The sequence below is a fragment of the Natrinema longum genome, assembly GCF_017352095.1.
Taxonomy (GTDB): domain Archaea; phylum Halobacteriota; class Halobacteria; order Halobacteriales; family Natrialbaceae; genus Natrinema; species Natrinema longum.
The window spans coordinates 1,746,958-1,771,731 of the sequence record NZ_CP071463.1 but is presented as its reverse complement, the minus strand read 5'-3'; the positions used below and the strand labels follow the sequence as shown (position 1 = coordinate 1,771,731).

23 protein-coding genes and 1 tRNA gene are annotated in these 24,774 nt (G+C 65.8%); 9 read left to right on the top strand and 15 right to left on the bottom strand.

Translation table 11 applies throughout. The features are described from left to right. The first annotated feature begins 89 nt into the window (after positions 1-89). The 3 genes from J0X27_RS08745 (at position 90) to J0X27_RS08735 (ending at position 4,274) form a co-directional block, all read left to right on the top strand. A complete protein-coding gene (locus tag J0X27_RS08745) occupies positions 90-455 on the top strand; it encodes a group I truncated hemoglobin (protein ID WP_207271966.1) in 366 nt (121 codons plus the stop codon). 216 nt (positions 456-671) lie between these two features. Beyond that, the gene (locus J0X27_RS08740; RefSeq protein WP_207271965.1) at positions 672-2,990 is read left to right on the top strand and encodes a nitric-oxide reductase large subunit; all 2,319 of its coding nucleotides are present in this window, start codon (positions 672-674) and stop codon (positions 2,988-2,990) included. Positions 2,991-3,089: 99 nt separating this feature from the next. Then, positions 3,090-4,274: a sensor histidine kinase gene (locus J0X27_RS08735; protein WP_207271964.1), complete on the top strand. Its 1,185-nt coding sequence runs from the start codon at positions 3,090-3,092 to the stop codon at positions 4,272-4,274. 30 nt (positions 4,275-4,304) lie between these two features. Here the strand turns inward: J0X27_RS08735 and hemL are convergent, their stop codons facing one another. The 4 genes from hemL to J0X27_RS08715 form a co-directional block, all read right to left on the bottom strand. Beyond that, on the bottom strand, positions 4,305-5,702 hold the full coding sequence (gene hemL / locus J0X27_RS08730) for a glutamate-1-semialdehyde 2,1-aminomutase (RefSeq protein ID WP_207271963.1): 1,398 nt from the start codon (positions 5,700-5,702) through the stop codon (positions 4,305-4,307). Between the two features lie 354 nt (positions 5,703-6,056). Beyond that, a complete protein-coding gene (locus tag J0X27_RS08725; RefSeq protein ID WP_207271962.1) occupies positions 6,057-7,715 on the bottom strand; it encodes an ammonium transporter in 1,659 nt (552 codons plus the stop codon). A gap of 492 nt (positions 7,716-8,207) precedes the next feature. After that, complete coding sequence (gene hemB / locus J0X27_RS08720) at positions 8,208-9,221, bottom strand: porphobilinogen synthase (protein WP_207271961.1); 1,014 nt, start codon at positions 9,219-9,221, stop codon at positions 8,208-8,210. Positions 9,222-9,284: 63 nt separating this feature from the next. Next, positions 9,285-10,892: a succinic semialdehyde dehydrogenase gene (locus J0X27_RS08715; RefSeq protein ID WP_207271960.1), complete on the bottom strand. Its 1,608-nt coding sequence runs from the start codon at positions 10,890-10,892 to the stop codon at positions 9,285-9,287. A 313-nt stretch (positions 10,893-11,205) separates the two neighbouring features. Here J0X27_RS08715 and J0X27_RS08710 point away from each other — a divergent pair, with 313 nt between their 5' ends. Further along, positions 11,206-11,529, top strand: a complete 324-nt coding sequence (locus J0X27_RS08710; protein ID WP_090617821.1) for a 4Fe-4S dicluster domain-containing protein — start codon at positions 11,206-11,208, stop codon at positions 11,527-11,529. Positions 11,530-11,546: 17 nt separating this feature from the next. Here J0X27_RS08710 and J0X27_RS08705 read toward each other — a convergent pair whose 3' ends face one another. Both J0X27_RS08705 and J0X27_RS08700 read right to left on the bottom strand, forming a co-directional pair. Further along, positions 11,547-11,711: a DUF6757 family protein gene (locus J0X27_RS08705; protein ID WP_006183007.1), complete on the bottom strand. Its 165-nt coding sequence runs from the start codon at positions 11,709-11,711 to the stop codon at positions 11,547-11,549. Between the two features lie 145 nt (positions 11,712-11,856). Continuing rightward, positions 11,857-12,663: a PHP domain-containing protein gene (locus J0X27_RS08700; protein WP_207271959.1), complete on the bottom strand. Its 807-nt coding sequence runs from the start codon at positions 12,661-12,663 to the stop codon at positions 11,857-11,859. A gap of 150 nt (positions 12,664-12,813) precedes the next feature. Here J0X27_RS08700 and J0X27_RS08695 point away from each other — a divergent pair, with 150 nt between their 5' ends. Further along, positions 12,814-13,101 (top strand): DUF5789 family protein, encoded by a 288-nt coding sequence (locus J0X27_RS08695; protein WP_207271958.1) that lies wholly within the window; start codon positions 12,814-12,816, stop codon positions 13,099-13,101. A 627-nt stretch (positions 13,102-13,728) separates the two neighbouring features. Here J0X27_RS08695 and J0X27_RS08690 read toward each other — a convergent pair. Both J0X27_RS08690 and J0X27_RS08685 read right to left on the bottom strand, forming a co-directional pair. Beyond that, positions 13,729-14,793, bottom strand: coding sequence for a zinc-dependent alcohol dehydrogenase family protein (locus J0X27_RS08690; protein ID WP_207271957.1), 1,065 nt, complete (start codon positions 14,791-14,793; stop codon positions 13,729-13,731). A 101-nt stretch (positions 14,794-14,894) separates the two neighbouring features. After that, positions 14,895-15,902, bottom strand: a complete 1,008-nt coding sequence (locus tag J0X27_RS08685) for a DUF5784 family protein (RefSeq protein WP_207271956.1) — start codon at positions 15,900-15,902, stop codon at positions 14,895-14,897. A gap of 158 nt (positions 15,903-16,060) precedes the next feature. Here J0X27_RS08685 and J0X27_RS08680 point away from each other — a divergent pair, with 158 nt between their 5' ends. Further along, entirely contained in the window at positions 16,061-16,234 is a 174-nt protein-coding gene (locus J0X27_RS08680; protein WP_224214711.1) for a DUF5786 family protein, read from the top strand. On the opposite strand, the gene J0X27_RS08675 is transcribed toward J0X27_RS08680, so the two are convergent. From J0X27_RS08675 to J0X27_RS08665, 3 genes are all read right to left on the bottom strand, one after another. Then, positions 16,231-16,965 (bottom strand): DUF7530 family protein, encoded by a 735-nt coding sequence (locus tag J0X27_RS08675; protein WP_207271955.1) that lies wholly within the window; start codon positions 16,963-16,965, stop codon positions 16,231-16,233. The genes J0X27_RS08680 and J0X27_RS08675 overlap by 4 nt on opposite strands. Then, the gene (locus J0X27_RS08670) at positions 16,962-17,909 is read right to left on the bottom strand and encodes an NAD(P)H-binding protein (RefSeq protein ID WP_207271954.1); all 948 of its coding nucleotides are present in this window, start codon (positions 17,907-17,909) and stop codon (positions 16,962-16,964) included. Before J0X27_RS08670 ends, J0X27_RS08675 begins: the two co-directional genes overlap by 4 nt. 61 nt (positions 17,910-17,970) lie before the next feature. Further along, positions 17,971-18,957, bottom strand: a complete 987-nt coding sequence (locus J0X27_RS08665) for a YkgJ family cysteine cluster protein (protein ID WP_207271953.1) — start codon at positions 18,955-18,957, stop codon at positions 17,971-17,973. A gap of 121 nt (positions 18,958-19,078) precedes the next feature. On the opposite strand from J0X27_RS08665, the gene J0X27_RS08660 reads away from it, so the two are divergent. After that, positions 19,079-19,333, top strand: coding sequence for a DUF7561 family protein (locus J0X27_RS08660; RefSeq protein ID WP_097380992.1), 255 nt, complete (start codon positions 19,079-19,081; stop codon positions 19,331-19,333). Positions 19,334-19,406: 73 nt separating this feature from the next. On the opposite strand, the gene J0X27_RS08655 is transcribed toward J0X27_RS08660, so the two are convergent. Continuing rightward, a tRNA-Gly gene (locus tag J0X27_RS08655) sits at positions 19,407-19,495 on the bottom strand. Between the two features lie 189 nt (positions 19,496-19,684). Between J0X27_RS08655 and J0X27_RS08650 the strand changes: the two genes are divergently transcribed. Then, positions 19,685-21,547: a helicase C-terminal domain-containing protein gene (locus J0X27_RS08650; RefSeq protein ID WP_207271952.1), complete on the top strand. Its 1,863-nt coding sequence runs from the start codon at positions 19,685-19,687 to the stop codon at positions 21,545-21,547. Positions 21,548-21,559: 12 nt separating this feature from the next. Here the strand turns inward: J0X27_RS08650 and J0X27_RS18075 are convergent, their stop codons facing one another. From J0X27_RS18075 to J0X27_RS08640, 3 genes are read right to left on the bottom strand one after another with little or no spacing between them, the layout of a single operon-like run. Further along, entirely contained in the window at positions 21,560-21,682 is a 123-nt protein-coding gene (locus J0X27_RS18075) for a hypothetical protein (protein ID WP_277410063.1), read from the bottom strand. A gap of 41 nt (positions 21,683-21,723) precedes the next feature. Then, positions 21,724-22,944: a class I SAM-dependent methyltransferase gene (locus J0X27_RS08645; protein ID WP_207271951.1), complete on the bottom strand. Its 1,221-nt coding sequence runs from the start codon at positions 22,942-22,944 to the stop codon at positions 21,724-21,726. Next, a complete protein-coding gene (locus tag J0X27_RS08640; RefSeq protein WP_207271950.1) occupies positions 22,937-24,061 on the bottom strand; it encodes a 60S ribosomal export protein NMD3 in 1,125 nt (374 codons plus the stop codon). Before J0X27_RS08640 ends, J0X27_RS08645 begins: the two co-directional genes overlap by 8 nt. Before the next feature lie 227 nt (positions 24,062-24,288). Between J0X27_RS08640 and J0X27_RS08635 the strand changes: the two genes are divergently transcribed. Next, positions 24,289-24,741 (top strand): response regulator, encoded by a 453-nt coding sequence (locus J0X27_RS08635; RefSeq protein WP_207271949.1) that lies wholly within the window; start codon positions 24,289-24,291, stop codon positions 24,739-24,741. Positions 24,742-24,774: the final 33 nt, after the last annotated feature.

Below are 24,774 nucleotides of genomic sequence, written 5' to 3'. Positions count from 1 at the left end.
AGGAGTCTGCTTGATGTTCACACACAATATTTTTGCAAAACGGATTCGGGATGCTACTTATATTACTTGAGTCGGATAGATCCGACCGAATGGCGGACACTCTCTACGCACGACTCGGTGGCGAAGACGCGATCACGGCGGTCGTCGACGAGTTCTACGATCGCATCATGGCGGACGAACAGGTCGCAGGCTACTTCGACGACGTCGACATGCAGAAACAGCGCGCACATCAGGCCCAGTTCATCAGTTCGGTCACCGGTGGCCCCGTCGAGTACGCCGGCGGGGAGATGGAAGCCGTCCACGCGGACATGGGCATTACGCCGGCGGACTTTCAGGCCATCGCGACCCACCTCGACGACGCGCTCGCGGAATTCGACGTCGGCGAGGACGATCGCGAGGCGGTCCTCGAGGAGATCGCGAGCTATCAGGACGCGATCGTTACGGCAGCCGATTGAGCGCGCCCGAGCGGATCAGTCGGTAGCGACCGGGGATCGGACGGCCACTCCCGCTCCGTGAAACGTGTCGGCGGACACCCCGACGGCCACGGACGGTCCCCCGTTCCTACGAGTGTTCTTCGACTAACCGTTTCCACGAACGTGTTCGCTCACTTTTCCATATCGTAGGAATACGTCCGACGTTTGACGGGGCCTTCCGTTCGAGTGGGGGCTGTCATGCAACTATCCAGGAAACAACTCGCCACGTTCCTCGCGGCGATTTTCGTCCTCAACCTCGTCGTCATGGGTGGCGGGGCGTGGCTGTCGTACGCGAACGAACCGGAGATTCCCGACACGATCGTCGGGCCGGACGGCGACACCGTCGCGACGAGCGACGACGTCCAGTCCGGGAAGACGGTGTTCCAGGAGAACGGCCTGATGAATCAGGGCTCGATTCTGGGCCACGGCAGTTACTACGACACCGACTACACCGCCAACGCGCTCGAGTTGAAGACCGAGCACATGCGCGAGTACTACGCCCAAGAGCGCCACGGCGAGGCGTACACAGCCCTCGACGCCTCGGCTCAGGCCGGGGTCGACCAGCAAGTTCGCACCGAACTCCAGTCGAGTCGGTACGAACCCGAACGGGTCGAGTACTCCGCTGCGGAGGTCTACGCTCACCAGCAGGTCCGCGAGGAGTACGTCGAACGCTACCACGAGGGCGACCGCGAGCGCGGGATCCCCGAGGGGCAGGTGCCAAGCGCCGAGGAGGCCGAGGAGTTCGCCGACTTCGCGCTGTGGACCGCCTGGATCTCCCACACCGATCGCCCGGACTCGGAGGCGTCGTTCACCAACGACTGGCCGTACTCGCCCGCCGCGGGCAACGCGGCCGGCGGTCCGGTGATGACCTGGAGCGTCATCGCGATGGTGTTGCTCGTCGCCGGTGCGGGGGCGGCGATCTGGCTCTACCAGAGCGTCGACCTCCCCGAGCCCGAAGCCGACGGCGTCTCGATCCCCCACCCGAACGAGATCGAGCTGACGCCGAGCCAGCTGTTGAGCACTCGATTCGTCCTCATCGGTGCGCTCCTCTTTGCCGCCCAGACGTTCCTCGGCGGCCTGCTGGCACACTACTACGTCGAACGGGACGGCTTCTTCGGCCTCAGCGAACTCATCGGGTTCGACATCCTCCAGTGGCTTCCCTGGTCGATCGCCCGGACCTGGCACGTCGATCTCGGCGTGCTCTGGATCGCCACGATGTGGCTCGGCGCGGGCCTGTTCCTCGCCCCGCTGCTGACCGGCCGCGAACCGCCGAAACAGGCACGCTACGTGAAGGTCCTCGTCGGTGCGTTGCTCGTCGTCGCGGTCGGCGGGCTGGCCGGCATCTGGCTCGGCATCAACAACGTCTTCGGCGATCAGCTCTGGTGGCTGCTGGGCAACGAAGGGCTGGAATACCTCGAGATCGGTCGCGTCTGGCAGTTCGGCCTGCTGGCCGGCTTCCTCGGCTGGACCGCCCTCGTGGCCCGCGGATTCAAACCGTTGCTCGACCGCGAGCCCCGCTACGGGCTCGCCCACATGATCGTCTACGCGGGCGGTTCGATCGGGCTGTTGTTCATCGCGGGCTTCCTCTACACGCCCCAGACCAACATCGTGACGACCGAGTTCTGGCGCTGGTGGGTCGTCCACATGTGGGTCGAGGGCGTCTTCGAGTTCTTCATCGTCGTCGTCATCGCGCTGACCCTCGTCTCGATGAACCTCCTCTCGAAGAAATCCGCCGAGAAGGCCGTCATCTTCCAGGCCGCCCTCGTCATGGGCAGTGGCATCATCGGCGTCTCCCACCACTACTGGTGGGTCGGCCTCCCCGAGGCCTGGCTCCCGATCGGGAGCGTCTTCTCGACGCTCGAGTTCATCCCGCTCCTCTTTATCCTCTACGAGGCGCTGGGCCAGTACCGCGCGATGGACACCGCGGGCACGGACTTCCCCTACCGGATGGCCTTCTACTTCATCGTCGCCTCGAGCGTCTGGAACTTCTTCGGGGCCGGCGTGATCGGCTTCTTCATCAACCTCCCGCTGATCAGCTACTACCAGACTGGCACCTACCTCACCGTCGCCCACGCCCACGGCGCGATGTTCGGTGCCTTCGGCCTGCTCGCGATGGGGATGGCCGTCTACATCCTCCGGCTCACCACCCGCACCGAGCGGTGGACCAGCCGGCGGCTGCGCTGGTCGTTCTGGTGTTGTAACCTCGGGCTGGCGCTGATGATCTTCCTCTCACTGCTCCCCATCGGCTTCCTCCAGCTCGAGACCGCGTTCACGCAGGGGTACGCCGCGGCTCGCAGCCTCGAGTTCTACAGCGGCGGGCTGATCCAGACGCTGTTCTGGCTCCGCATGCCCGGTGATACGCTGTTGATCCTCGGGGCAGTCCTGTTCGCCTGGGACGTCGCCGCGAAGTTGCTCTTCCAGCGAAAGGCGACTGCCGGCGAAACGAGCGGTCACGTCATCGCCGACCGGATCTTCGGCGACCGCGACGTCGTCGACCCGGTCAGCGACGACGACTGATTCCCTGTCCGCGTTTCTCGACGCTGCGAACGACCCGCGACGGAACGGCTCGGACGCAGTGGCCAGAAACGCTAACCGATTCGAACGGAGTTACCAGGTATGCGATGGCTCGAGAACACCAGTCTCCTCTCGAAAAACCGGATTCCACGGTACTTACTCGGATTCGGAACGGGGCTGGCGTTCGTTTTACTCTGCGAAATCGTTCTGGTGTTCTCGGCCGATCCGCGATCCGTCGACAAAGCGTCGTTTCTGGCAGGGGCCGTCACTACCGTTCCCTTTCTCGTCGGAATCGCGTACGCCGGCTATTGGCTCCGTTCGTCCGCGCTCTCGACCTCCCGGTATCCGCGTATCGCGGGGTGGTGTCTCGGCGGGTTGGCGGCCTTTCTGTTCATCAATCTCGTGTTGATCGTCACTATGCCGGTCGAATCCTGGACCATCGCTGCGTCGTGGATTCGGTGGGCCGTCGCCTTCGGTGCCGGAATCGGATTGCTCATCGGCTGTCTCGAAGGGCGTGCCATCGAGCGCGCCCTGACCGCCGAACGCGCTGCGCTCCGGACGGAACACCTCGAGGAGCAACGGGATTACCTCGACTATCTCAACGGGATCCTCCGCCACGAGGTGTTGAACACCGCGACGGTCATCAACGGCTACGCATCGCAGGTACTCGAAGAGGAGTCGACGCTGGACGACTGCAGTCGGGAGTGGCTCGAAATCGTCATCGACCACTCGGAGGACATGTCGACGGTGATCGACGACGTCCGCGTGCTCCTCCAGACCAGGGACGGGACGCCCCGACTCGAGCCGGTAAACGCCACGCGAGTGCTGGCCGCCGAGCTTCGCAACCTGGAGAACGAACGGGACGGGGTCGAGGTGGTGACGTCGATTCCGCCGGACGTCTTCGTTCTCGCTGACGACTTGCTCCCCCGCGTATTCGGCAACCTGCTCTCGAACGCGGTCGAGCACAACGACGCGGTGACGCCACGCATCACGGTCACGGTAGAGCCCGGGCCCGATACCGTCCGCTTCGAAATCGCGGACAACGGCTCCGGAATCCCCGAGTCGGAGATCGACTCCCTCTTCGACCGCGTCGAAAGCCGTGGAAGCACCCACGGACTGGGGCTCTACCTGGTCGACCAACTGGTCGCCCGCTACGACGGGACCGTCGAACTCGCCGAAACCGGCCCCGATGGCAGCCGTTTCGTCATCGACCTCCCGGTAGCCTCCCTCGGACGGGACGACGGGTCATCCGACGAGCGCCCGAGGGTAGCGCTCGCGTCGGAGTGAGGTCCCCTTCCAGGGGCAGCCACGCCTCGACTACAGCGCTTCCTTGTACGCCTCGAGCGTCTTCTCGACGTCTTCCTCGGTGTGGCCGTAGCTGACGAACTGACACTCGAACTGGTTCTGTGAGAGGAAGACGTCCTGATCCTTCATCCGCCCCCAGAAGATGCGCCGCCAGCGTTCGGTCTCGGCGTTTTTGACGTCGGCGGCGTTTTTCGGACAGTAGTCGTAGCGCGGACAGGTCGCGTTCTGCCGGCAGCCGGCCTCGCACTGTTCCTCGAGGGAGTCCGGGCCCTGCTCGCGGTCGTCACCGCTCGCGTCTTCCGGCGTGCGTTGCACGCCGCTTGGCCCCTCTCGAGTGAAGATCACTTTGAACATGCTGTCGGTGCCGGTGACGGTGTAGCTGGGGGCCTGATCGGCGAGGATATCCGTCAGCCCGCTTCGGAGTCGCTCGCCGAGTCCGTTGACGTGGTCGTAGACGTCGTTTGCGGCGGCGAACTGCAGGGTCTCGAGGCCGGCGGCCATCGTGACGGGGTGGCCCGAGAAGGTCCCGGCCTGGAAGACGTCGCCGGAGGGCGTGAAGTGCTCGACGATTTCGGCGCGACCGCCGATCGCGCCGACGGGGAAGCCCCCACCGATGATCTTTCCGAAGGTCGTCAGATCGGGGGTGACGCCGAACTCGCTTTGGGCACAGCCCAGCCCGCCGACGCGGAAGCCGGTGATCACTTCGTCGAAGATCAGCAGGGAGCCGTGCTCGTCGGTGATCTCCCGGAGGAACTCGTGGTAGCCGTCTTCGGGGTAGACGATGCCGTAGTTGCCCAGAATGGGTTCGGTGAGGACGGCCGCGATGTCGTCGCCGTGTTCGTCGAACACCTCGCGAATCGCGTCCTCGTCGTTGAACGGCACGGGGAGGGTGTGTTCGGCGAACGACTGCGGGATGCCGGCCGAGGACGGTCGGGGGTTCTCGGCGTCGCCCTCGACCAGCGTCGACTCCTGTGCACCGTGGTAGCCACCCTGCATGACGACGACCTTGTTCCGGCCGGTGTAGCCGCGTGCGAGCCGGACGGCCGAGACCGTCGCCTCGGTACCGGAGTTGACGAACCGGATCTTCTCGACGCTGGGAACGTGGCGGACGACGAACTCGGCGAGATCGACTTCGACCGGCGTGGGCGTGCCGTACATCGGCCCTTCGCTGGCTTTCTGCTGGATGCTGGCCTGCACCGGTTCGGGCAGGTCGTGGCCCAACAACAGCGGGCCAAGGCCCATGACCCAGTCGATGTAGCGATTCCCGTCCGCGTCGATGACGTGGCCACCCTCGCCCTTGCGGACGAAGAACGGATAGGGCTCGATCGCCGCGCGAACTGCGGAGTTGACGCCGCCGGGCATCACCGACAGCGCCCGGTCGTACAGCTCCTGTGAGTTGTCCTCGGTCATACCCGTCACTTCGAATTCGGACGGCAAAGTAGTACCGAGGTTCGACTCCGAACCGCACCGCAGCAGCCGAACGTGTGCGTCTCGAGCGTGCTCTCAGTCCCGTCTGTACCGAACACGAGATGCGGAGAACGGCGACGAAACACGTGGAACCCAGCGAGCGGTATCCGATCGAAACCGTAGCGAACTGCACTGGGCGTCGGCCGCGAACCAACGGGCCACAGCCGACGAGACGCCCGATTCGGGCGTCGAACTGCGGAGTGTCAGAGGCCGATCGCGAACGCGGGTCGCGTGAGTTAGCTCAACACCGCGGTCCGTCGGCCGGTGGACCGCGTCGGTCGACCGCGTGGGCCGAGCTTAGACGGCGTCGGGACCGGTTTTGCCGGTGCGGATCTGCGTCGCGCCCTCGACGGGCATGACGAAGATCTTGCCGTCGCCGGGTTCGCCGGTTTCGGCACCCTCGCGGATCGCGTCGACGACCTCCTGGGCCGGGATGTCCGCGACGACGCACTCGATTTTGACCTTCTGGTGGAGATCGACCGTGTACTCCTCGCCGCGCCACTGTCCCTTTTTCGCGGGCTGGGAGCCGCGACCGGAGACGTTGGTGACGGTCAGCGACGGCGCGCCGGCTTCGGCCAGCGACTGCTTGATCGCACCGAGGCGGTCGGGACGGACGATCGCGGTGACCATCTTGATCTCGCCGTCGTTCGGTTTACCGCCGTCGGTACGAATGATCTCGTCGGTGCTGCCACCGTCGGTGGCGACGTCTGGCTTCCCGAACTCGGGGTAGGTGTCGACGCCGTGTTCGGAGACGTCGAGGCCGTCGCGTTCGTGTTCCGGCGTGACGCGGGCCTGTCCGATCGCCTTGAGCGCTCCCCAGACGACGGCGGTCGCACCGATCGTCCAGGCGGCGATGACGACGACGCCGATGACCTGAGCGACGAACACGTCCACGCGAGTTCCGCTAACCCCGCTCATGTATTCGGGCGAGGCCACGATCGGGAGCAGTAGCGTCCCGAGGACCCCGGCCGACCCGTGGACGGGGAAAACCGCACAGACGTCGTCGATCTTCAGGTAGTTCTCGACGAGCCCGAAGACGATCGGGAGCTGTGCACCGGCGAGGCCGCCGACGAGGAACGCGCCCCACCAGGTGGATGCGTGCGGAATCGCGGTGATACCGACGAGGCCGGCCAGCAGGCCGTTCGCGACGTACAGCGTGTCGACTTTCCCGGTCTTGAGCCACGCGACGAGCCCAGCGCCCATCGCACCGCAGGCCATCGCGACCGTCGTGGTCATGGCGACGCGACCGAGCTGATCGCCGACGAACGCACCGTCACTGAAGATCGCCGAGGTACCGACGTTGAAGCCGTACCAGCCAAACGCCAGAATGAGCGTTCCGAGGACGGCAAACGTCAGCGAGTGACCGGGGATGACGTTCGCGGACCCGTCCTCGTTGTAGCGGTCGAGGCGCGGTCCGAGCATCCAGGCGGCAGTGAGTCCGGCGATGCCGCCCATGCCGTGGACGATCATCCCGCCGGCGAAGTCATCGAACAGGACGCCGTTGTACGAGAGGAGTCCACCTGCCCAGGTGAGTCCGGTGACGACCGGGTAGATGACCGCAGCCAGCAGGAACGTGTAGGTGACGTACGCGCGAAGCTTCGCGCGGCCGGCAACGGCTCCCGAAACGATGGTCGCCGCCGTCATGGCGAAGACCGCGCCGTACAACCAGCCGATCCAGCTGCTCGGGTCACCCATAAACGCCGGTTCGAACCCACCGCCGGCGACGACTCCCTCGATGCCGATGCCGATGAGGAAGAACACCGTCACGCCGACGCTCCAGGTCAACAGGTTCTTCGTCAACTGGTTCGCCACGTTCTTCGAGCGTACCTGCCCCGCCTCGAGCATGGCGAAGCCGGCGTGCATGAAGAAGATGAGGAACGTGACGACCAGGATCCACGTGTTGTTGATCGCCTCGATCATCATCTCGGTGTCGGCCTGCAGGAGCGTCGGGTCCATCAGGCGCTCACCTCCCCGTTCCACATACTGCTGCTCTCATCAACCAAACGATCGTCTTTTTCCAGTGCAATATCGTTCATGTTCGTCCTCCTAATCACGTTCGAGTCGATTGTCCTTGTTGCATTTAAGGATTAGCGTTGACAAACGAGTAAAATATGGCTGTAATAGGTCGGTCCGTCCAATGCTAAAGCAGGTTTAATGTGTATAAGGGCGTTGAAAATCACGTCTTTTTCGAACGACGGTTATATTTTACCCGTTTGTCAACCAGGAGCGAGTGTCGAACGGCTCGGAATCGATCAGTTTCCCCTCGAGTCGTCGCCTGAACGGGCCGTCTCGGCGCGACTGCGCTCGCGCGCGGCAGATCTTGCCACCCCGTCACGCGGGTCGGGGACGATATTGACGTTCGTCTAATCGACCGTTCCCAGCGGCAGAAAGTGGTCGGTTTCGATCCGGTGGTTCCTACGAGGGAACCGGCAGCGGTCGGTGTCGTCGCTACAGCCGCTGTGCAACGTCTTCGGCGAAGTACGTCACGATGAGATCCGCACCTGCTCGCTTGATCGACAGCAGCGACTCGAGGGCGACGTCGGCTAACTCCAGCCACCCCTTCTCGGCGGCGGCGTGGAGCATCGCGTACTCTCCGGAGACGTTGTAGGCGGCGACGGGATGATCGAACTCTCGGCGGACGTTGCTGATGACGTCGAGATACGCCAGGGCGGGTTTGACCATCATCACGTCCGCGCCCTGTTCGGCGTCGAGACGAACCTCGCGCATGGCCTCTCGCGAATTCGCGGGATCCATCTGGTAGTGCCGGCGGTTACCGAACGAGGGCGCGCCGTCGGCGGCGTCCCGGAAGGGGCCGTAGAACGCGCTCTCGTATTTCGCCGCGTAGCTCATGATCGGCACGTGTTCGAAGCCCGCGTCGTCCAGCGCCGATCGGATGACTCCGACCATGCCGTCCATCATCCCGCTCGGCGCGACCATGTCCGCACCCGCACGAGCGTGCGAGGTACTGATCTTCTCGAGTGCCGCGAGCGTCGCGTCGTTGTCGACGGTCGTCGTCGGCTCGCAGGCTGGCCCGTCCGCAGCGATCCTGTCCTCGCCGCGCAGTTCTTCCTCGAGCGGGCCGCAGTGGCCGTGGTCGGTGTACTCACAGAGGCAGACGTCCGTGATGACGTAGGCGTCGGTCTCGGCGCTGATCCGGCGGAGTGCCTCCTGAACGACGCCGTCTTCGGCCCAGGCGCGGGTGCCTTCGGAATCTTTCGATTCCGGAATTCCGAAGAGCATGACCGCCTCGACGCCCGTCTCGAGGATCTCCTCGACGCGGGCGACCGCTTCGTCGATCGGCACTCGATCGTGACCGGGCATCGACTCGATCGGCGTGCGCTCGTCGGTCGTGGCGTCGACGAACACCGGTGCGATGAGATCGGCTGGCTCGAGGCTCGTCTCGCTGACGAGGCCGCGAACCCGGTCCTGTCGAAGCCGTCGGGGCCGGTGGGTGAGATCCATACCGGTGCATTCGCCGGGAGCCGCAAAAGCACCTCGCTCGCGGGATCGTCGGTTCCAGGGTCGCTATCGAAGTCGGCCCTTGATGTCCGAGACCGTCGGCAGCCGCCGCTGGAGCCGCGTCAGCGTGAACATCCCGCGGGCGTACCACGACGTCGGTACGCCCGGCGGGGCGTCGAGCGGTCCGATTCGGGAGGTCGCGACCGTCCGGGACTCGAGATAGCGCTCGATACCCTCCGGACCGTGTCGGCGGCCGAGTCCGGAGTCGCCGAACCCGCCCATCGGCGCATCGACGGCCGCCCAGCCGGAGATGTACGCGTCGTTGACGCAGACGGTCCCACAGTCGATTTCGCGTGCGACGGCGACGCCGCGCTCCCGGTTGCCCGTCCAGACGCTCGCGTTCAGGCCGTACTCGGAGTCGTTCGCCCGCTCGATCGCCGTCCCGACGTCGGGAACCGATTCGACGGCGACGACCGGACCGAACGTCTCCTCGCAGGCGGCCGTCGCATCCGGGTCGAGGTCCGTCAGGATCGTCGGCTCGTAATAGAACGGCCCGACGTCCGGCCGGTGGGTACCGCCCGTCCGTACCGACGCGCCCCGTTCTCGCGCGTCGTCGACGTGGGTCTCGACGCGCTCGAGTTGATCGCCGTCGATCAGCGACCCGACGTCGGCCTCGAAATCGAAGCCGGTGCCCAGCGAAAGCCGCTCCGTCGCCGCGACGAACGCGTCGAGGAACGCGTCGCGTATCGACTCGGCGACGTAGATTCGTTCGGCGGCGAGACACAACTGGCCGGCGTTCGTGAAACAAGCCTGGACGGCACCGCGGGCGGCCGTTTCGACGTCGGCGTCGTCGAGGACCACCAGCGGGTTCTTCCCGCCGAGTTCGAGGGAGCAATCGATCAGGTTTCGACCAGCCTGTTCGGCGACGAGTCTGCCCGTCTCGGTGCTCCCGGTAAACGAGACGTAGTCGACCCGATCGATCAGCGCCGGGCCGACGACCGGTCCCTGACCGGTGACGACCTCGACGCAGCCGTCGGGAAGGCCGGCGCGCTCGAGCAACTCCGCGAGCGCGAGTGCGGTGTAGGGCGTCTTGTCGTCGGGTTTGAGCACGGCGGCGTTGCCGGCGACCAGCGCCGGGAGGAGGTCGGTCACCGAGAGCGTGAGCGGGTAGTTCCACGGCGAGATCGCGCCCACGACACCGACGGGCTCGTACGTCACGCGGGCGGTCGTCGCCAGCGGGAACACGCCCTGTCGCCGCTCCTCGGCGAGCGCCACAGCGCCGTGTTCGGCGTAGTACGAACTCGTCACCGCGACGTCGACGACTTCCTCGACGGCGTGGCGGCGTGATTTCCCCGTCTCGAGTTGCAGGAGGTCGAGCAGTTCCTCGCGGTGTGCGAGCACGAGGTCGCCGAACCGATCGAGGATTTCGCCGCGCTCGTCGACCGGCGTGTCGGCCCACGACGGCTGAGCCGTTCGGGCACGGTCGATGGCCCGCTCCACGTCGGCTTCGGTGCAGTCGGGAATCGATCCGATCCTGGTATCGGTCGCCGGCGCTCGAACGTCGATCGTGTCGGTGCCGTCGGTCTCGACGCGGTCGGCAAGCGTCTCGAGGCGTCCAGCGGAGAGGTTCGTCTCGGCGAACGCCCTCGGTCGCGATTCCGTCTCGAATGACATTCTGTCACATCTGTCTTGGCCCGTCCTGATACAGCTTTGCGTCGCGGAGCGCCGTCCGTCGGTCGCTCTCCGCCGACCGGTTCGACTTCGGTGGCCGTCCCGCCCGTGAGCGCTCGTCTTCGCCGCGCCGGCGGTAACTGCGTGTTCACGCCGATCGACTGCCCCGCGAACCCCTCGACGACCGGCTCGTGGAACGCGACGCGGACCGAACGACGGGCGAGTGAGTCGTTCACGGCCGTCCCGAGCCCGCGGGTTCCCGTGGCGCAGCGAGTACGCACTTTTAAGTACGCGTCTCTCATTTAATCTGCTAGCAATGGCCATAGACCCACAGTTCCACGAGAACCGCGAACAGGTCGACGAACACGAGGGCCACTCGGTCTGGGGGCCGGTCGACGAACCCGAAGAGCTCGGGATCCACGGCACGCACGTCGCCGTCGACTTCGACCTCTGTATCGCGGACGGTGCCTGCCTCGAGGACTGCCCGGTCGACGTCTTCGAGTGGGTCGACACGCCGGACCACCCCGAAAGCGAACGGAAAGCCGATCCCGCGAACGAGGCCCAGTGTATCGATTGTATGCTCTGTGTCGACGTCTGTCCGGTCGACGCCATCGACGTCGACGCCGGCAGAACGGCATAAAAGGGCGGCGCGCGGTCTTATTCGGCGCGGTCCACGTCGACTTTCTCCTTCAGGCTCTCGAGCCCGTCGGCTTCGGCGAGCTCCTGGAGGCGCTCGCGGAAGTGCTCCTCGCAGAGGCCAACTTTGAGCCCGTCGGACTCCGCCGCGAAGGCGGCCTCGCGGTCACAATAGTGGCAGTTCATACCCCTCCGTTGGGACCACGATGCATTGAACCCTCCGCTAGCGGCCAGGATTCAGATCACTCAGCCATCATCTCGTGGGTCGGCTGGTTGCCGGACGACCTCCAGAAACGACCGTGGCCGGGAAGACGCCGCGGCTCAGCACCCGTCAGGCCAACTCGAGGCGTTCGTAGTCCCTCCGGGAGAGCCCTTCGATCCCGAGCTGGTCCTCGTGAGCGTCGCTGCCGCCGGTCGCGAGCAGGCCGTGGCGTTCGATCGCGCGTTCGACGGGGGCCCGGTCGACGTCGCGTTCGTAGGGGTACTGGAGTTCCACCGCGTCGAGTTCGGCCGCCGCCGCGAGCGCGCGTTCGGGATCGGGATAGCGGAGCGGATGGGCCAGGGAGACGAGCCGACACGACTCGGCGAGGGCCGCCCGTCCGCGCTCGAACGACGGCACCTCCCGTGGCACGTAACACGGGCAGCCGGAGCCGATGAGGTGGTCGAACGCGCCCTGATAGTCGTACTCAGCTTCGGGGTGCGCGTCGATCGCTCGCGCGATGTGGGGACGCCCGAACCCGGCATCGATCGACACGTCGAGATCGATCCCGAGCCGCGATTCGACGCAGTCGACGATCGCCCGGCCGCGCTCGATGCGGTTCGCCTGAATCCCCTCGAGAATCGACTCGAGTTCCGCGCTCGGCTCGACCCCGTAGCCCAACAGATCGATCCGCTGGCTGCCGTCGGCTCCCCGCCCACCGCTCGCCTCGTCGCTGTCGATCTCGACGCGGAGCTCGAGCCCGTGGATGATGGTCAGCCCCTCGCGCTCGACGACCGGACCGTCGAAGGGCTGTAGCCGGTCGTGATCCGTCACTGCGACGACCGCGACGCCGTCGCGACGTGCGGCCTCGGGCACCGCCTCGAGTTCGAGGCTCCCGTCCGACCGCGTCGTATGGACGTGCAAGTCCGCATAAGGCATACGATACCCGAACCGTCCCGCTCCTAAAGGCGTTTCTCCGTCCGCGTTTCGGCGTCTCTAGGGTTATATTAGGTGTACTAGGTATCCAGTGCTACTAGGAAACATAGATGGACAATGTTTATAATTATCGTTCACGGAGGACCAGGTGTAATGCTGCTCAACGGCACCGGCGACGTCATCGACGACTACGAGTACCCCGCCACGACCGAGGAACTGATCGACGACCACGGGGACCGTACCCTCGAACTCCCCAACGGGTCCGAGACGGTCGGCGATGTACTCGCCCGCCTCGAGTCCGAAACCTTCGAAACCGCAGAAGACGCACGCTTTGCCGTCTACTCCGCCGTCAGCGACAAGGCCATCGGCCGCGTCGGCTACAGCGACCGCGACCCGACCCCGGTCGGCAGTCCCTACTCGCCCGACGCGGTTTCCTTCTAGGAACGAAGTTTTTTACTCTCGGGTCGGCCTCCGGCCGACCGCTCGAGCAAAAAAATTCGATTAAAAAAGGCCGAGCGCGTCGCTTCGCTCACGGGTCGTCCCTCCCCGTTCGCTTTTCCGAGGGCTTCGCTTCGCTCAGCCCTCGCACCGCTCGCGCTCGGTACAACTACTTGCACTCGACCACAGGAGGGGGCGTCACCGCTGGCATCCGCGAGCAACCGGATGCGCGACGCGAAGCGCCGCGAGTCAGGGAGCGAGCGGGCCGACGACTGATGTGAGCGAGCAGCGCGAGCGAGAAGGAGGAGTGTTCTCGTGAACGAAGTGAACGAGAGCTCGGAAGACGCGAAGCGTCTTCCGGTGCTTTTATACTAAATTTTGCCGAGGGCGCGGCTTCGCCGCGCCCGTGGTTCGAAAGGCGCTCCGCGCCTTTCGTCATCAAGCGAAACCGAAGGTTTCGCGGACAACGAGGGACCTCCGGTCCCTCGATCAGTCGGCGCGAAGCGCCGACGACCTCGCGAATTCTGGCGGGATATCCATCCCGCTGACCTCGCGGGAGCTTCGCTCCCGCTTAGCTTCGATTCGCTCAGTCACGAGAGAGCGGAACTCTCTCGAACGACAGAGCAAAATTCAGTTGAACGTGTCGATGACCGGAATGCCGACCGTCTCGAAGTCGGTCATCGCCTCGAGTTTGTCGCTGACGTCCTCGAGGCCGATCGTCTCCGAGACGACGGCTTCGGGCTCGAGTTTGCCGGTCGCGACCATGCGGAAGATCTCGTCGTAGCGGGTCGGGGGCATTCCCAGCGAGCCGATGAACTCGATCTCTTGCATGACCATCGCGTCGGTCGGCAGGTGGACCATCCCCTGTTCGTCCTGGGTCGTGAGCCCGACCTGGATGTGCTGGCCGCGGGTGCCGAGGCTCAGCACGGAGTTCTGACTGGTGGTTTCGATCCCGAGCGCGTCCATCGCGATGCCGGCCCCACCGTTCGTGATCGCCTGGACCTCGCCGGGAACGTCGTCGATCTCCTCGGCGTTGACCGTCTCGACGGCACCGAGCTCTTCGGCCTTCTCGAGTTTTTCGTCTTTCAGATCGACCGCGACGACGTTGCCTCCCAGCGCGTCGGCGATGTGGACCGCCGAGAGGCCGACGCCCCCGCAGCCGTGGATCGCCACCCAGTCGCCAGCACCGACGTCAGCGCGATGGGCCAGCGCGTGAAACGACGTCATGAAGCGACAGCCGAGTCCGGCCATGTCGACCGACGAGACGCCGTCGGGGAGTTTCACGAGGTTGTGATCGGCGACGGGGACGTGGAGTTGCTCGGCGAAGGCACCCTGTACCTCCTCGATGAATCCCAGCGGCATCACGTTCTCGCAGGTGTTCGAGTGGCCCCGCCGGCACTGCGGGCAGACCCCGTCGCCGAGGTTGAACGGTACTGCGACGTGATCGCCCTCGGCAATCCCTTCTACTTCCTCACCGACGGCGACGACGCGTCCGGCGGGCTCGTGGCCGAGAATCTGACCCGGCTGGGTCTCCAGACCGAGCCACCCCCAGTCGCCCTGCCAGCCGTGCCAGTCGCTCCGGCAGACGCCACAGGCTTCGACGTCGACGACCGCACCGTTCGGTGTCGGCTCGGGTGCGTCGACATCGTCGATCGAGAGCGGTTCGCCGTGTTCCTCGAGAACTGCTGCGCGCATGCGTAGGCTGACCATACCATACTACAAATAGTTCACACACCGTTGCAGCAGCTGATAGCGTCCCGAAACAAGACGTTGCCCGCCGCCGCGTTCCTCGAGAGTCAGTCCAGAAACGTCATCGCATCGGCCAACTCGAGTGGGACTCGTCCCTTCCGGTAGCCCTCGACGTGGCCGTTCGGTCGGGTGCGATAGACGACGGCGGGGCGGTGGCGCACGTCGGGTTGTTCGCCGCGGACGGCCGCCCAGGAGTCGTCTCGGAAACTCGAACAGTCGACGAACAGGACGGCACCGCCGCCGTGTTCGGCCAGTTGGCCGTTGGTCTTGGTCTCGGCGGTGTCGCGGACGGCGGCGACGGGGCCGGACGCGGCGCGATTTCCCGGAGGTTGTGGCCGCGTGACTTCGACGAGAGCGTTGGTACTCCCGGTTTCGGCCCGGAAGTCCAGCGAGTGACCGGTGGTCACTTCGATCTCCGGGACGACGTCGTAGCCCGCGTCCGTGAGGATCTTCGCGGCGATGAACTCGGCCATCGCGGCGCTCATTCGGACGCGGTCGACGTGATCGCTGGTCCCGAGTTTGCCCGACATAACGTGGCGGTAGTCGTCTAAAACGCCGGTCGCCAGGAACTCCTCGAAGAAACGGGTCGTTTCCCGGCGACCGGCGTCGGGAAAGCCGGCGGCGTGCTCGCGGAAGAACGCCCGGGTCGACTCCCGCCCGTCTTTCGACATGAACACGGGCAGGAAGAACCACGAGAGATGTGGATAATCGGCGAGCCAGGGGTCTTCCTCGTGGAGCGTCGCCATCAGTTCCCGTTTGGCCCACCGCGAGACGTGGTGGGGGACCGTTTGCCACCCGAACTTGTCGGTCTTCCACAGTGCGGACGGCGTTTCGGTGTTGCCCATCCAGTAGGCGTCCGAGTCGGTGCGCGCAAAGAGGGCAATATCGCCGTTTTGCATCTCGAAGCGATGGGCCTCCCAGTCGCCGCCGATCTTGAACCACGGTGTGACGGCTTGGGCACCGATATTAGACTGAAGCGGCTGGAGAATATCGTGTCGTACTCGCCCGTCGCTCCAGGACTGGGGCGAGTACCGAAAGCGAAGCGGCCGTGCCACGATCGTCTCTACGAGATGGGGGGGCATATATCGTTCGCTGCCGGGGGCTCCGAGTTCGGTTCCGTTCGTTCGGTCGTCGATTGCCGGGGTCGCACCCAGTGTGTGTGATCGACCGTTACATTAATTACTGGCACCGCCGTACCATGTCTATAGCTACCATGTCAATGGGTGCCTATGACGAAGACGAACACGAGCGCCGCGAAAAACAGGCCTCGAGGGTTGACGCCGACTTCGACGACGAGCGGACGATCTACCACGGCGAAGTCGAGTACGATTCGGGCGATTCTGCGGAGGAACTTCTCGACAAATTCGAGCAGATCAAGTCGAATTAACGGCGATCGACGACTTCTGACGTTTTCACTCGTCGTCCCTGAACCCCGATCGAGAGCGTCGCAACGACCAGAACCGCGGCGGCGTGGCCCCCGAGTGCGACGAGCAACGCGGCGTGATCGATCACTAACGGTACCAGGAGGAGCTGTACTGCCGCGAAGCCGATGTTTATCGCGTCGATACGCCGGTACTGTCGCGTCGGTCCCGGATCGAACTGGTAGACGATCGACCGCCACAGTCCGACGACGCTCGCCCACCAGCAGGTTCCGATCCGATAGACGACGTCCCAGAGCACGAGCAACGCGAGTCCGACCGCGAGTGCCGGGGGCTCGGCTCCGAACAGTTCCATCAGCAGTGACTGTCCGGGGTCGCTTCCCCGCGGATCGATCACGAACAGGTAGGTGACGAGCGTCACGAACGCCAGCACGCCGAGGACGACGTCGATACTCGAGCCGAAGAGCAACTTCCGATAGCCGTCGGGCGTCGGGAGGTCGCGAACGCCCCGGCTGAACCGGAGCATGAGCCAGCTTCCGACCGTCGCGACCACGACGGCGACCGTTCCGGGGACGACCGCAGCCCAGAGGTCGTAGACGGCTGCGACGGCGAGGATCGCGCCCTCGAAACCGAGGAACTGGACGCCGATCGCCGTCCGTCCCGAAACGTTCAGTCCCGGGACCGTCCCGAGGAGACTCTCGTAGACCCACGTTTCGCCGTACTCCGGCGACTGGGTCATTCGCCGCCTCGGTCCGACGGCGTCGCCGGTTCGGCACGATCGGACTCGGAGTCGGCCTCGAGACCGAGGGCTCGCCGGACCGCCACGTCGAACGGCGTCGGCTCGATATCGACGAGGCGCTGGAGTCGATCGTCCGTGACGACGACGCGATTGCGGACCCCGTCGATCAGCGGATAGGCGAGCCGGTTCGGGACGTCGGTGACGAGTCCGACCCAGTGTGCCGAAAGCCGCGGGCTCAGGACCGGGACGGGGAGGATGAGCGGTCGACGGCCGGTGATGATCTCGCCGGTCTCGAGCAACATCTCCCGGTACGTAATGACGTCGGGCCCACCGATCTCGTAGGTCTCGCCGGCCGTCTCCGGCCGCTCGAGGACCGCCAGACAGTACGTGACTACGTCGTCGATCGCGATCGGCTGGCAGTCGGTGTCGACCCACTGTGGCGTTATCATCACCGGAAGCCGCGTCGCGAGCTGGCGCACCAACCGAAAGCTCGCGCTGCCGTCGCCGATGATGATCGCGGCTCTGAGGACGGTCACGTCGGCGGTTCCCTCCCGGAGTATCGATTCGACCTCCCGGCGGGAGGCGAGATGACTCGAGAGGGAGTCGCCATCGCTGCCGAGCCCGCTCAGATAGATCACCCGCTCGAGGCCCGCGTCGCTCGCGGCCCGTTCGAAGTTCCGCGCCCCCCGCCGATCCCGCTCGGCGAAGTCCCCGCTTGCGCCCATCGCGTGGATCAGATAGTAAGCGACGTCGACGTCCGCCAGTCCGTCCTCGAAGCTCCCCGGCTCGAGGACGTCCCCTTCGACGACGGTGACGTCGTCCGGTGCCTCGTAGCTGTCGGCGTCTCTGACGAGGACCGTCACGTCGTGGGCCGTCTCCGTGTGGAGGTCCGTCACGAGTCGACCCCCCACGAATCCCGTTGCTCCCGTTACGAGTACGCGCATACCGTCCGTTCGGGTCGAACGATCTTAACAGTCAGCCGGATCGAGGGGTCGATCGGTGCCGTCACTCGAGGGCGTCCCAGCCCGGCGTTTCGGGTGCACCCCGATCCGTTTCGACGGCATCGGCGACGGTCGGCGAGGGGACGGCCCCGTCGGCCTCCCGATGGCGTCGATACCACTCGCGGATCGCCGGCCCGACCCACGACTCGCGTTCGGTCGTCACGTCGTCGGCTCCCTCGAGTGCCCGTTCTCTCCCCCACTCGTAGTGGTGGTCGGAGATCGCCAGCGTTCCGGGACTCGAGGCAACGGCGATCGCGATCGTCTCGGCGCGATCCCGTCGCGTGAGCGTGCCGGTCGCGGCCCGGTCGACGATCCCGTCCAGATCGCCCGGTCGCGGATGACAGAAGAGTTTCGCGCCGATCGCCTGCGAGCCGAGCAACAGGCCGTCGGGATCGTCGTGACCTGCCTCGAGCAGGCGGTCGCCACCGAACGCCGACTCGACGCGTTCGCATTCGGTCTCCTGCTCGAGTGCGAGGTTGTGTTCCGGATACGCGCGACACTCGTCGGGGTACAGGTCGCCCTCGTGGATCCGACACTGCAACGTCGTCGGATCGAGAAAGACGCAGGTCGGCAGCCACGTCGGTTCCTCGCGGCCGAACGGAGCGATGGGTTTCGGCGGCTTCCGGAGGCCCACGAAAAACGCCGGTCGGTCCGCGATGGCAGCGACGGTGTAGCCGTCGATTTCGACGCCTTCGCTCGTATCGCGGGCGTGCCAGAACCGCGGCGTCAGCGCGTCGGCCAGTCCCGCCTCGAGGAACGCCCGCACCTCCTCGCGGGTCAGCGGGACGAAGGTTCGGTCGTCGTCGAGCGGCTTCCGGGAAGCCCCCTGGCCTCCCTCTCGCCGGACGAACGGGTCGTGCGACCGCCGGCGGTCGGTTTCGTGGCCGTCCCCGCCGTCGGCGTCTCGAGTAGCGATCGACGCCGCGTCGTCCGCGATCAGTGACTGCCAGTCCATGCAACACCCCGCACAGCCCTCGCAGTGCACCTTCATGTTCGTCAGTATGACACGATCCGACATAACCGCTGTGCGGGCACTGGCCGTCGAAGGGCCACGCGGAACGAGCCACCACACCGGGAGAACGACTTTGACCGTCGGGCACCCACTCCCGCATATGTCCAAAGCCTCCTGTGACGGCTGTGGCCGAACGGTCACGGTTTCCGGCGGGATCGCCAACCTCTGGTCGTTCGGTACCGACGCCGGCACCGTCGGGACCGGGATCACCCTGGAACTCGAGGACGGAACCTCCCACCTGCTGTGTTACCCGTGTCTCGAGGTGGTTCCCGACTACCCGACCGCCGAAGACATCGAGCGGTTGGAGCAGGTCGACGAGGAGACCTCACGGGTTGGTACGCAGCGCACCGAGTGAGACGGTTTGCTCTCCCTGGGACCGCAGGGCGGTCCCGGTCCCATCGGCACTGACGGACAGGAGACCGTCTGAGCGGAAGGGGTGGGATTCGAACGCCACGAGGCGAAATGCCGCCGCGGAACCGGATGGAACCACGGTGCTCTGCCGCTGAGCGACCCTTCCTCGGTCGGTTCGACGGCGAGGTTCGTCTTTGTAATCAGTCGACTACCTACCCGTCGACCCCGATAGGATGTCGATACCGATCGGTAGCCGCCGGTTTCGCCCCCGAAACGAGGGGACGCGGCACCGTCGAGTTGCAGCGGGCGCGATGGTCCGCAGGGTTTAGGATGCGGCCGCGCCGTGAGTCGAACGGTGAATCTCGAGCGGATCTTCGAGGAGTTCCCCGCGCCGAGCTATCGCGGGACCCAACAGCAGGCCCTCCGTGACGTTCGCGACGCGTTCGCGGCCGGCAACGACGTCGTGCTCGTGCGTGCGCCGACGGGCAGTGGCAAGTCCCTGCTGGCCAGGGCCATCGCGGGCTGTGCTCGCCGCGCCGATGCGGGCGATCCCAGCGACGCGACGGGGGCGTACTATACGACGCCGCAGGTCTCCCAGCTGGACGACGTGGCGGCCGACGACCTGCTGGCCGACCTCAACGTCATCCGGGGGAAGTCCAACTACACCTGCATCCTGCCCGATGAACGCGAGACGCCGGTCAATCAGGCCCCCTGCGTGCGAGAGCGGGGGTACGACTGCTCGGTCAAACACCGGTGTCCGTACTTCTCCGATCGGGCGATCGCCTCGAACCGGGAAATCGCGGCGATGACGCTCGCGTACTTCATGCAGACCGCCGGCAGCGAGGTCTTCCGCAAACGCGACGTCGTGGTCGTCGACGAGGCCCACGGCCTCGCCGAGTGGGCCGAGATGTACGCGACCATTCAACTCGGCCCGCGAACCGTGCCGTTCTGGGACGACCTTCGCGTTCCCGAGGTGGACGGCGTCGAGCGGGCCGTACGCTACGCCGAGAGCCTCGCACAGACGTGTACGCGCCGCAAGGACGATCTGCTCGCACAGGACTCGCTCTCTCCCGCCGACGTGCGCGAACGCGACCGCTTACAGGAACTCATCGGGGAACTCGAGTGGTTCGTCTCCGATTACCGCGACCCGGGGAGCCCGACGACGTGGCTGGTCGATCAGTCCGAGCCGCGGTCCCGCGATGCCGGCGGCACTGGAGACGACGGCGACGACCCCCAGGGCGGTCCGCTGACGATCAAACCGATGAACCCCGAGAAGTACCTCCAGCACACCGTCTGGGACCGTGGTAACAAGTTCGCGCTCCTCTCGGCGACGATCCTCAACAAGGAGGCGTTCTGCCGGCAGGTCGGGCTCGAACCCGACAGCGTCGCCTTGGTCGACGTCGATCACACCTTCCCCGTCGAGAACCGGCCGCTGTACGACGTTACGCAGGGGAAGATGACCTACGAGGAGCGCGACGAAACGACGCCGAAGATCGCCCGGACGATCGTCCGGCTGATGCAACACCACCCCGACGAGAAGGGGCTGATACACGCCCACTCCTACGACATTCAGGACCGGCTGGCCGACCTCCTGACCGACTTCGGCGTCGGCGATCGGATCCGAACGCACGACCGCGACGGCCGCGACGCCGCACTCGAGGCCTGGAAGGCCGCCGACGACCCCGACGTCTTCCTCTCGGTGAAGATGGAGGAAGCCCTGGACCTCAAAGGCGACCTCTGTCGCTGGCAAGTGCTCTGTAAAGCGCCGTTTCTCAACACCGGCGACTCGCGGGTGGCCCACCGTCTCGAGGAGGGACAGTGGGCCTGGTACTACCGGACCACGCTCCGGACCGTCATGCAGGCCTGCGGGCGGGTCGTCCGCGCCCCCGACGACTACGGAGCGACGTATCTGGCGGACTCGAGTCTGGTGGATTGTTTCGAGCGCGCCCGGACTGACATGCCCGACTGGTTCGCAGCACAGGTCGACCGGATGGAACGGCCGGACCTGCCGTCGTTCGAGCCCCGAGCCGCACTCGGTGCGTCGGGGACCAGTCACCGGGCCAGTTCCGGGTCCGGAACGGCGTCGCGTCAGGGCCGAGCCAGCGAGACGGGTGCCGACGATGGCCGGCGGACCGACCGTTCGTCGTCGCGATCGAGCCGGTCCGGGCGATCCTCCCGCTCGAGTCCGCTCGCGGACGTCTGGGACACGGACGGGTGAGACGGTCCGCTACTAGAAGATCGCCGTCGCACCCCAGGCGACCATCGAGGACACCATGAGGAAGGCGAAGACGATAGCGATGATCTGACTTCTGTTCATACACGACGGGAGTTGCTCCGCGAGTATCAATGCCACGACACCGGCTTCGGGACGCGATCGCGTCGCGACGGGGCGTCTTACCCGAACCGCGCATCGACCACGACGTGTGCGACGCCCGCACTGTGGCTTTTCACCCGCCGCTTCTCGAGGACCTCGAGGTCGCGTCCGGCCGCGTGGGCCGCCGACTCGAGTCGCTCGAGGGGCCGGTCCCACAGCTGCGCTTCCGGGGTCGCCTCGTGGTAGTGGACGACGCCGCCGGGGACGAGCGCTGCGAGGGCGTCCGGGAGGTATTCGTGTGCTTCGTCGGCTCGCGTTCCGTGTGCCCCCTCGTCGCCGGTGTCGCCGTCCGAACTGCCGTAATACCCCATGACGACTCGATCGGCGTCGAGTTCGCTCGCGAGGTCGCGACAGTCGGTCATGTAGGCGTCGACGCGGTCGCCGACGTCGTTGAGCACGGCGTTCTCGAGCAGATACCGAAACGCGGTCGGGTTGATCTCCGTCGCCGTCACGTGTGCACCGGCCCGGGCCAGCGGCAGGGTGAAGTAGCCGATGCCGGCGAACATGTCGAACACGCGCTCGTCGGCGCTCCCGAGCGTTCCCATTCGGGCGCGCTCGGCCTGGTTGCCGGCCGAGAACATCACTTTCGCGGGATCGAGGCCGTATCGGGTTCCGTGCTCGGTGTGGATCGTCTCCGTATCGCTCTCTCCGGCGAGCAGTCGGGTGCGGGGCTCGCGGTAGGTCCCGGCGGCCCCGTCGTTGGCGATCCCCTCGTCGGCCAGCACGCTGTTGGCCTCGCCGTGGAGTTCGAGCAGGGCCTCACCCAGTTCCGCCTCGTCGGGACAGCCCGCGGGCACCGTCACGAGGATCACCGACCCGATCACCGCCCACGAGCCGGGTGCCGACTCGAGGTCCGCGTCGCTCCAGCCCCGCTCGGCAAGCAGGTCCTCGAGATCCGGGCTTCGGGGCTCGGGCTCGAGTTGTTTGACGACCTCGGAGACCGCCGTCTCGCTCGGCGGCTCGGTGACCGGGAGCGCGACCCGTTCCGGTCCGTCCTCGCGGGCCTTCGACCCGTCCGCGGGATTCGCTCCCCGTGAGCCCTGGGCCTCGCGGACGCGCCGCGAGTCGTCGTAGACGCCCTCGGCACGCAGCGACTCGATCGCCGTCTCCGCGCGTGATTTGGCGACGAGCACCGCGAGGGGCGCGTCCGCCGTCGCCGGTTCGAGGACGTCCTCGACCGCCCGCTCGAGGTCGTCGGACTCCCCGTCCCCCGGCTGGTCGTCGCTGTCCTCGTCAGTCATCGCTCTCGTCGGGCAAGACGTGCACTCCGGCGCGGCTCTTCAGGACGGGCACGGTCTCGGCCTCGGGGTCGAAGTAGTCCGGCCGCGAGACGGTCTTCGCGCGGAACGTCTCGGGGTCGAGTAGCTGCACGGCGTTTTCGTCCTCGACGGTGACGACCGTCGCCTCGGTCGCGTCCTCGAGGTTGCCCAGTTTCCGCGCCTCGGGCGAGTTGCCCTCCTCGTAGCTCGCCTCGTAGCGTTCCCCGGTCGTCACGCGGACCCCTTTGAGGTTACCGCGGGCGCTGCGAACGAGGACGGGGCCGCCGTCGTCGTCGGCGAGGTCGATCACGTCGCCGGGCGTGTACGGCGGCAGGCGAACGGCGAAGGTGACCCGATAGACCTCGTTGCCGTCCTCGTCCTCCGTGACGAGTGTTTCGGCGTCGTTGACGGTCCCCCCGAACTCCTCGATCATCTTGTTCGAGATCTTCTTGCCGATCTTGTTGGTCGAGACCTTGATGTTCAGGCCGTCGTCGGTTTCGCCGACTTCGGTGACGAAGGCGTTGCGGTCGCCCGTGGCTTCCATGTCCGCCACGATCCGATTCGCGATCTCTTTCGCTCGCTCGGTTTCTTCCGTGGTCGGCGTTCGATCCTCGGCGCGGATCTGGACGATGCTGGCGTAGTAGTCGCCGGCGATCCGCCCGCACCGAGTACAGGTCTGGCGGGCGATCTTGACCGGGACCGTCACCTGTTCCTCGACGGGAGTCCCGCGGACGACGCCCGTGAAGAAACAGTGCATCCGGATCGTGTTCTGGTCGACCTGTTCGGGATCGATCTGCCAGGCGACGTCCTCGACGTCGACGTGGACGCCCAGCGACTCGCTGACCTCCTCGATGGCGATGTCGGTGTAGTCCTCCGCACCGACGTCGACCCACCGGTTCCCCCGGTAGACCGCGCCACACCGGGCACAGACGCGAACGTCGATCCGATCGGGCGCGTCGACGAAGTCGAAATCCTCGAAGTAACAGGAATCACAGAGTTCGACCTCCGCGCCGGGGCGCAACGGATCGTTCGCGTCGCTCGCCGATCGCTCGGGGACGGGGTCCCCACACCGGGGACAGAACGCACGCGACTCACTCATTGGCCCCGTTTGGGATCTCACGGAGTTAAGCGACCCGTTCCACGACCCACGGGTCGGATTGCCGGTCGCGACGTCCGCGGACCCGCCCCGTTTCGAGCGTGGCCGCGGCCAGCCGACCCGGACCGGTACCCCCCGGCGGCGATCGTTCTCGGAAAGCAGTCGGGGACGGAGAGAGTCCACTACGGCTGACATCGACGTTTTATCGCCACACCTGATACTCGTCATAAATGGGGACCGAAGACGAACGATTGGACGAGCCGATCGACATCCTGCTGGTCGAACCTAACCCCGGCGACAGTCGGCTCTTCGAGGAGAATTTTACGGATGCGAAGCTGTTGAACACGATTCACGTCGTCTCCGATGGGGAATCGGCGCTCGATTTCGTCCACCAGCGAAACGAGTTCGCGAACGAACCGCGTCCGGATATCGTCCTCCTCGAGCCGCAGTTGCCCGGCAAAAGCGGGGTCGACGTCCTCTCGGAGCTGAAAAACGAACCATCGCTGGACGGGATTCCGGTCGTGGTGCTCACGAGTTCCGACGCGGGCGAACGGATCGTCCAATCCCACGGCCTCGAGGTGGACACGTACATGCGCAAGCCGGTCGAACCGAAAGAGTTCGTCGAGTTCGTCCAGTCGATCGAGGCGTTCTGGATCACGATCGTCCAGCGAGAATCCCAGTGACTGCCCACCCGATTTCGGTCGGGGCGCACTGGA

Bases quoted from the DNA above. Each gene is read 5' to 3' on its own strand.
- J0X27_RS08745 (WP_207271966.1), top strand. From the start codon at position 90: ATGGCGGACACTCTCTACGCACGACTCGGTGGCGAAGACGCGATCACG.
- J0X27_RS08740 (WP_207271965.1), top strand. From the start codon at position 672: ATGCAACTATCCAGGAAACAACTCGCCACGTTCCTCGCGGCGATTTTC.
- J0X27_RS08735 (WP_207271964.1), top strand. From the start codon at position 3,090: ATGCGATGGCTCGAGAACACCAGTCTCCTCTCGAAAAACCGGATTCCA.
- hemL (WP_207271963.1), bottom strand. From the start codon at position 5,702: ATGACCGAGGACAACTCACAGGAGCTGTACGACCGGGCGCTGTCGGTG.
- J0X27_RS08725 (WP_207271962.1), bottom strand. From the start codon at position 7,715: ATGGACCCGACGCTCCTGCAGGCCGACACCGAGATGATGATCGAGGCG.
- hemB (WP_207271961.1), bottom strand. From the start codon at position 9,221: ATGGATCTCACCCACCGGCCCCGACGGCTTCGACAGGACCGGGTTCGC.
- J0X27_RS08715 (WP_207271960.1), bottom strand. From the start codon at position 10,892: ATGTCATTCGAGACGGAATCGCGACCGAGGGCGTTCGCCGAGACGAAC.
- J0X27_RS08710 (WP_090617821.1), top strand. From the start codon at position 11,206: ATGGCCATAGACCCACAGTTCCACGAGAACCGCGAACAGGTCGACGAA.
- J0X27_RS08705 (WP_006183007.1), bottom strand. From the start codon at position 11,711: ATGAACTGCCACTATTGTGACCGCGAGGCCGCCTTCGCGGCGGAGTCC.
- J0X27_RS08700 (WP_207271959.1), bottom strand. From the start codon at position 12,663: ATGCCTTATGCGGACTTGCACGTCCATACGACGCGGTCGGACGGGAGC.
- J0X27_RS08695 (WP_207271958.1), top strand. From the start codon at position 12,814: ATGCTGCTCAACGGCACCGGCGACGTCATCGACGACTACGAGTACCCC.
- J0X27_RS08690 (WP_207271957.1), bottom strand. From the start codon at position 14,793: ATGCGCGCAGCAGTTCTCGAGGAACACGGCGAACCGCTCTCGATCGAC.
- J0X27_RS08680 (WP_224214711.1), top strand. From the start codon at position 16,061: ATGTCAATGGGTGCCTATGACGAAGACGAACACGAGCGCCGCGAAAAA.
- J0X27_RS08675 (WP_207271955.1), bottom strand. From the start codon at position 16,965: ATGACCCAGTCGCCGGAGTACGGCGAAACGTGGGTCTACGAGAGTCTC.
- J0X27_RS08670 (WP_207271954.1), bottom strand. From the start codon at position 17,909: ATGCGCGTACTCGTAACGGGAGCAACGGGATTCGTGGGGGGTCGACTC.
- J0X27_RS08665 (WP_207271953.1), bottom strand. From the start codon at position 18,957: ATGAAGGTGCACTGCGAGGGCTGTGCGGGGTGTTGCATGGACTGGCAG.
- J0X27_RS08660 (WP_097380992.1), top strand. From the start codon at position 19,079: ATGTCCAAAGCCTCCTGTGACGGCTGTGGCCGAACGGTCACGGTTTCC.
- J0X27_RS08645 (WP_207271951.1), bottom strand. From the start codon at position 22,944: ATGACTGACGAGGACAGCGACGACCAGCCGGGGGACGGGGAGTCCGAC.
- J0X27_RS08640 (WP_207271950.1), bottom strand. From the start codon at position 24,061: ATGAGTGAGTCGCGTGCGTTCTGTCCCCGGTGTGGGGACCCCGTCCCC.
- J0X27_RS08635 (WP_207271949.1), top strand. From the start codon at position 24,289: ATGGGGACCGAAGACGAACGATTGGACGAGCCGATCGACATCCTGCTG.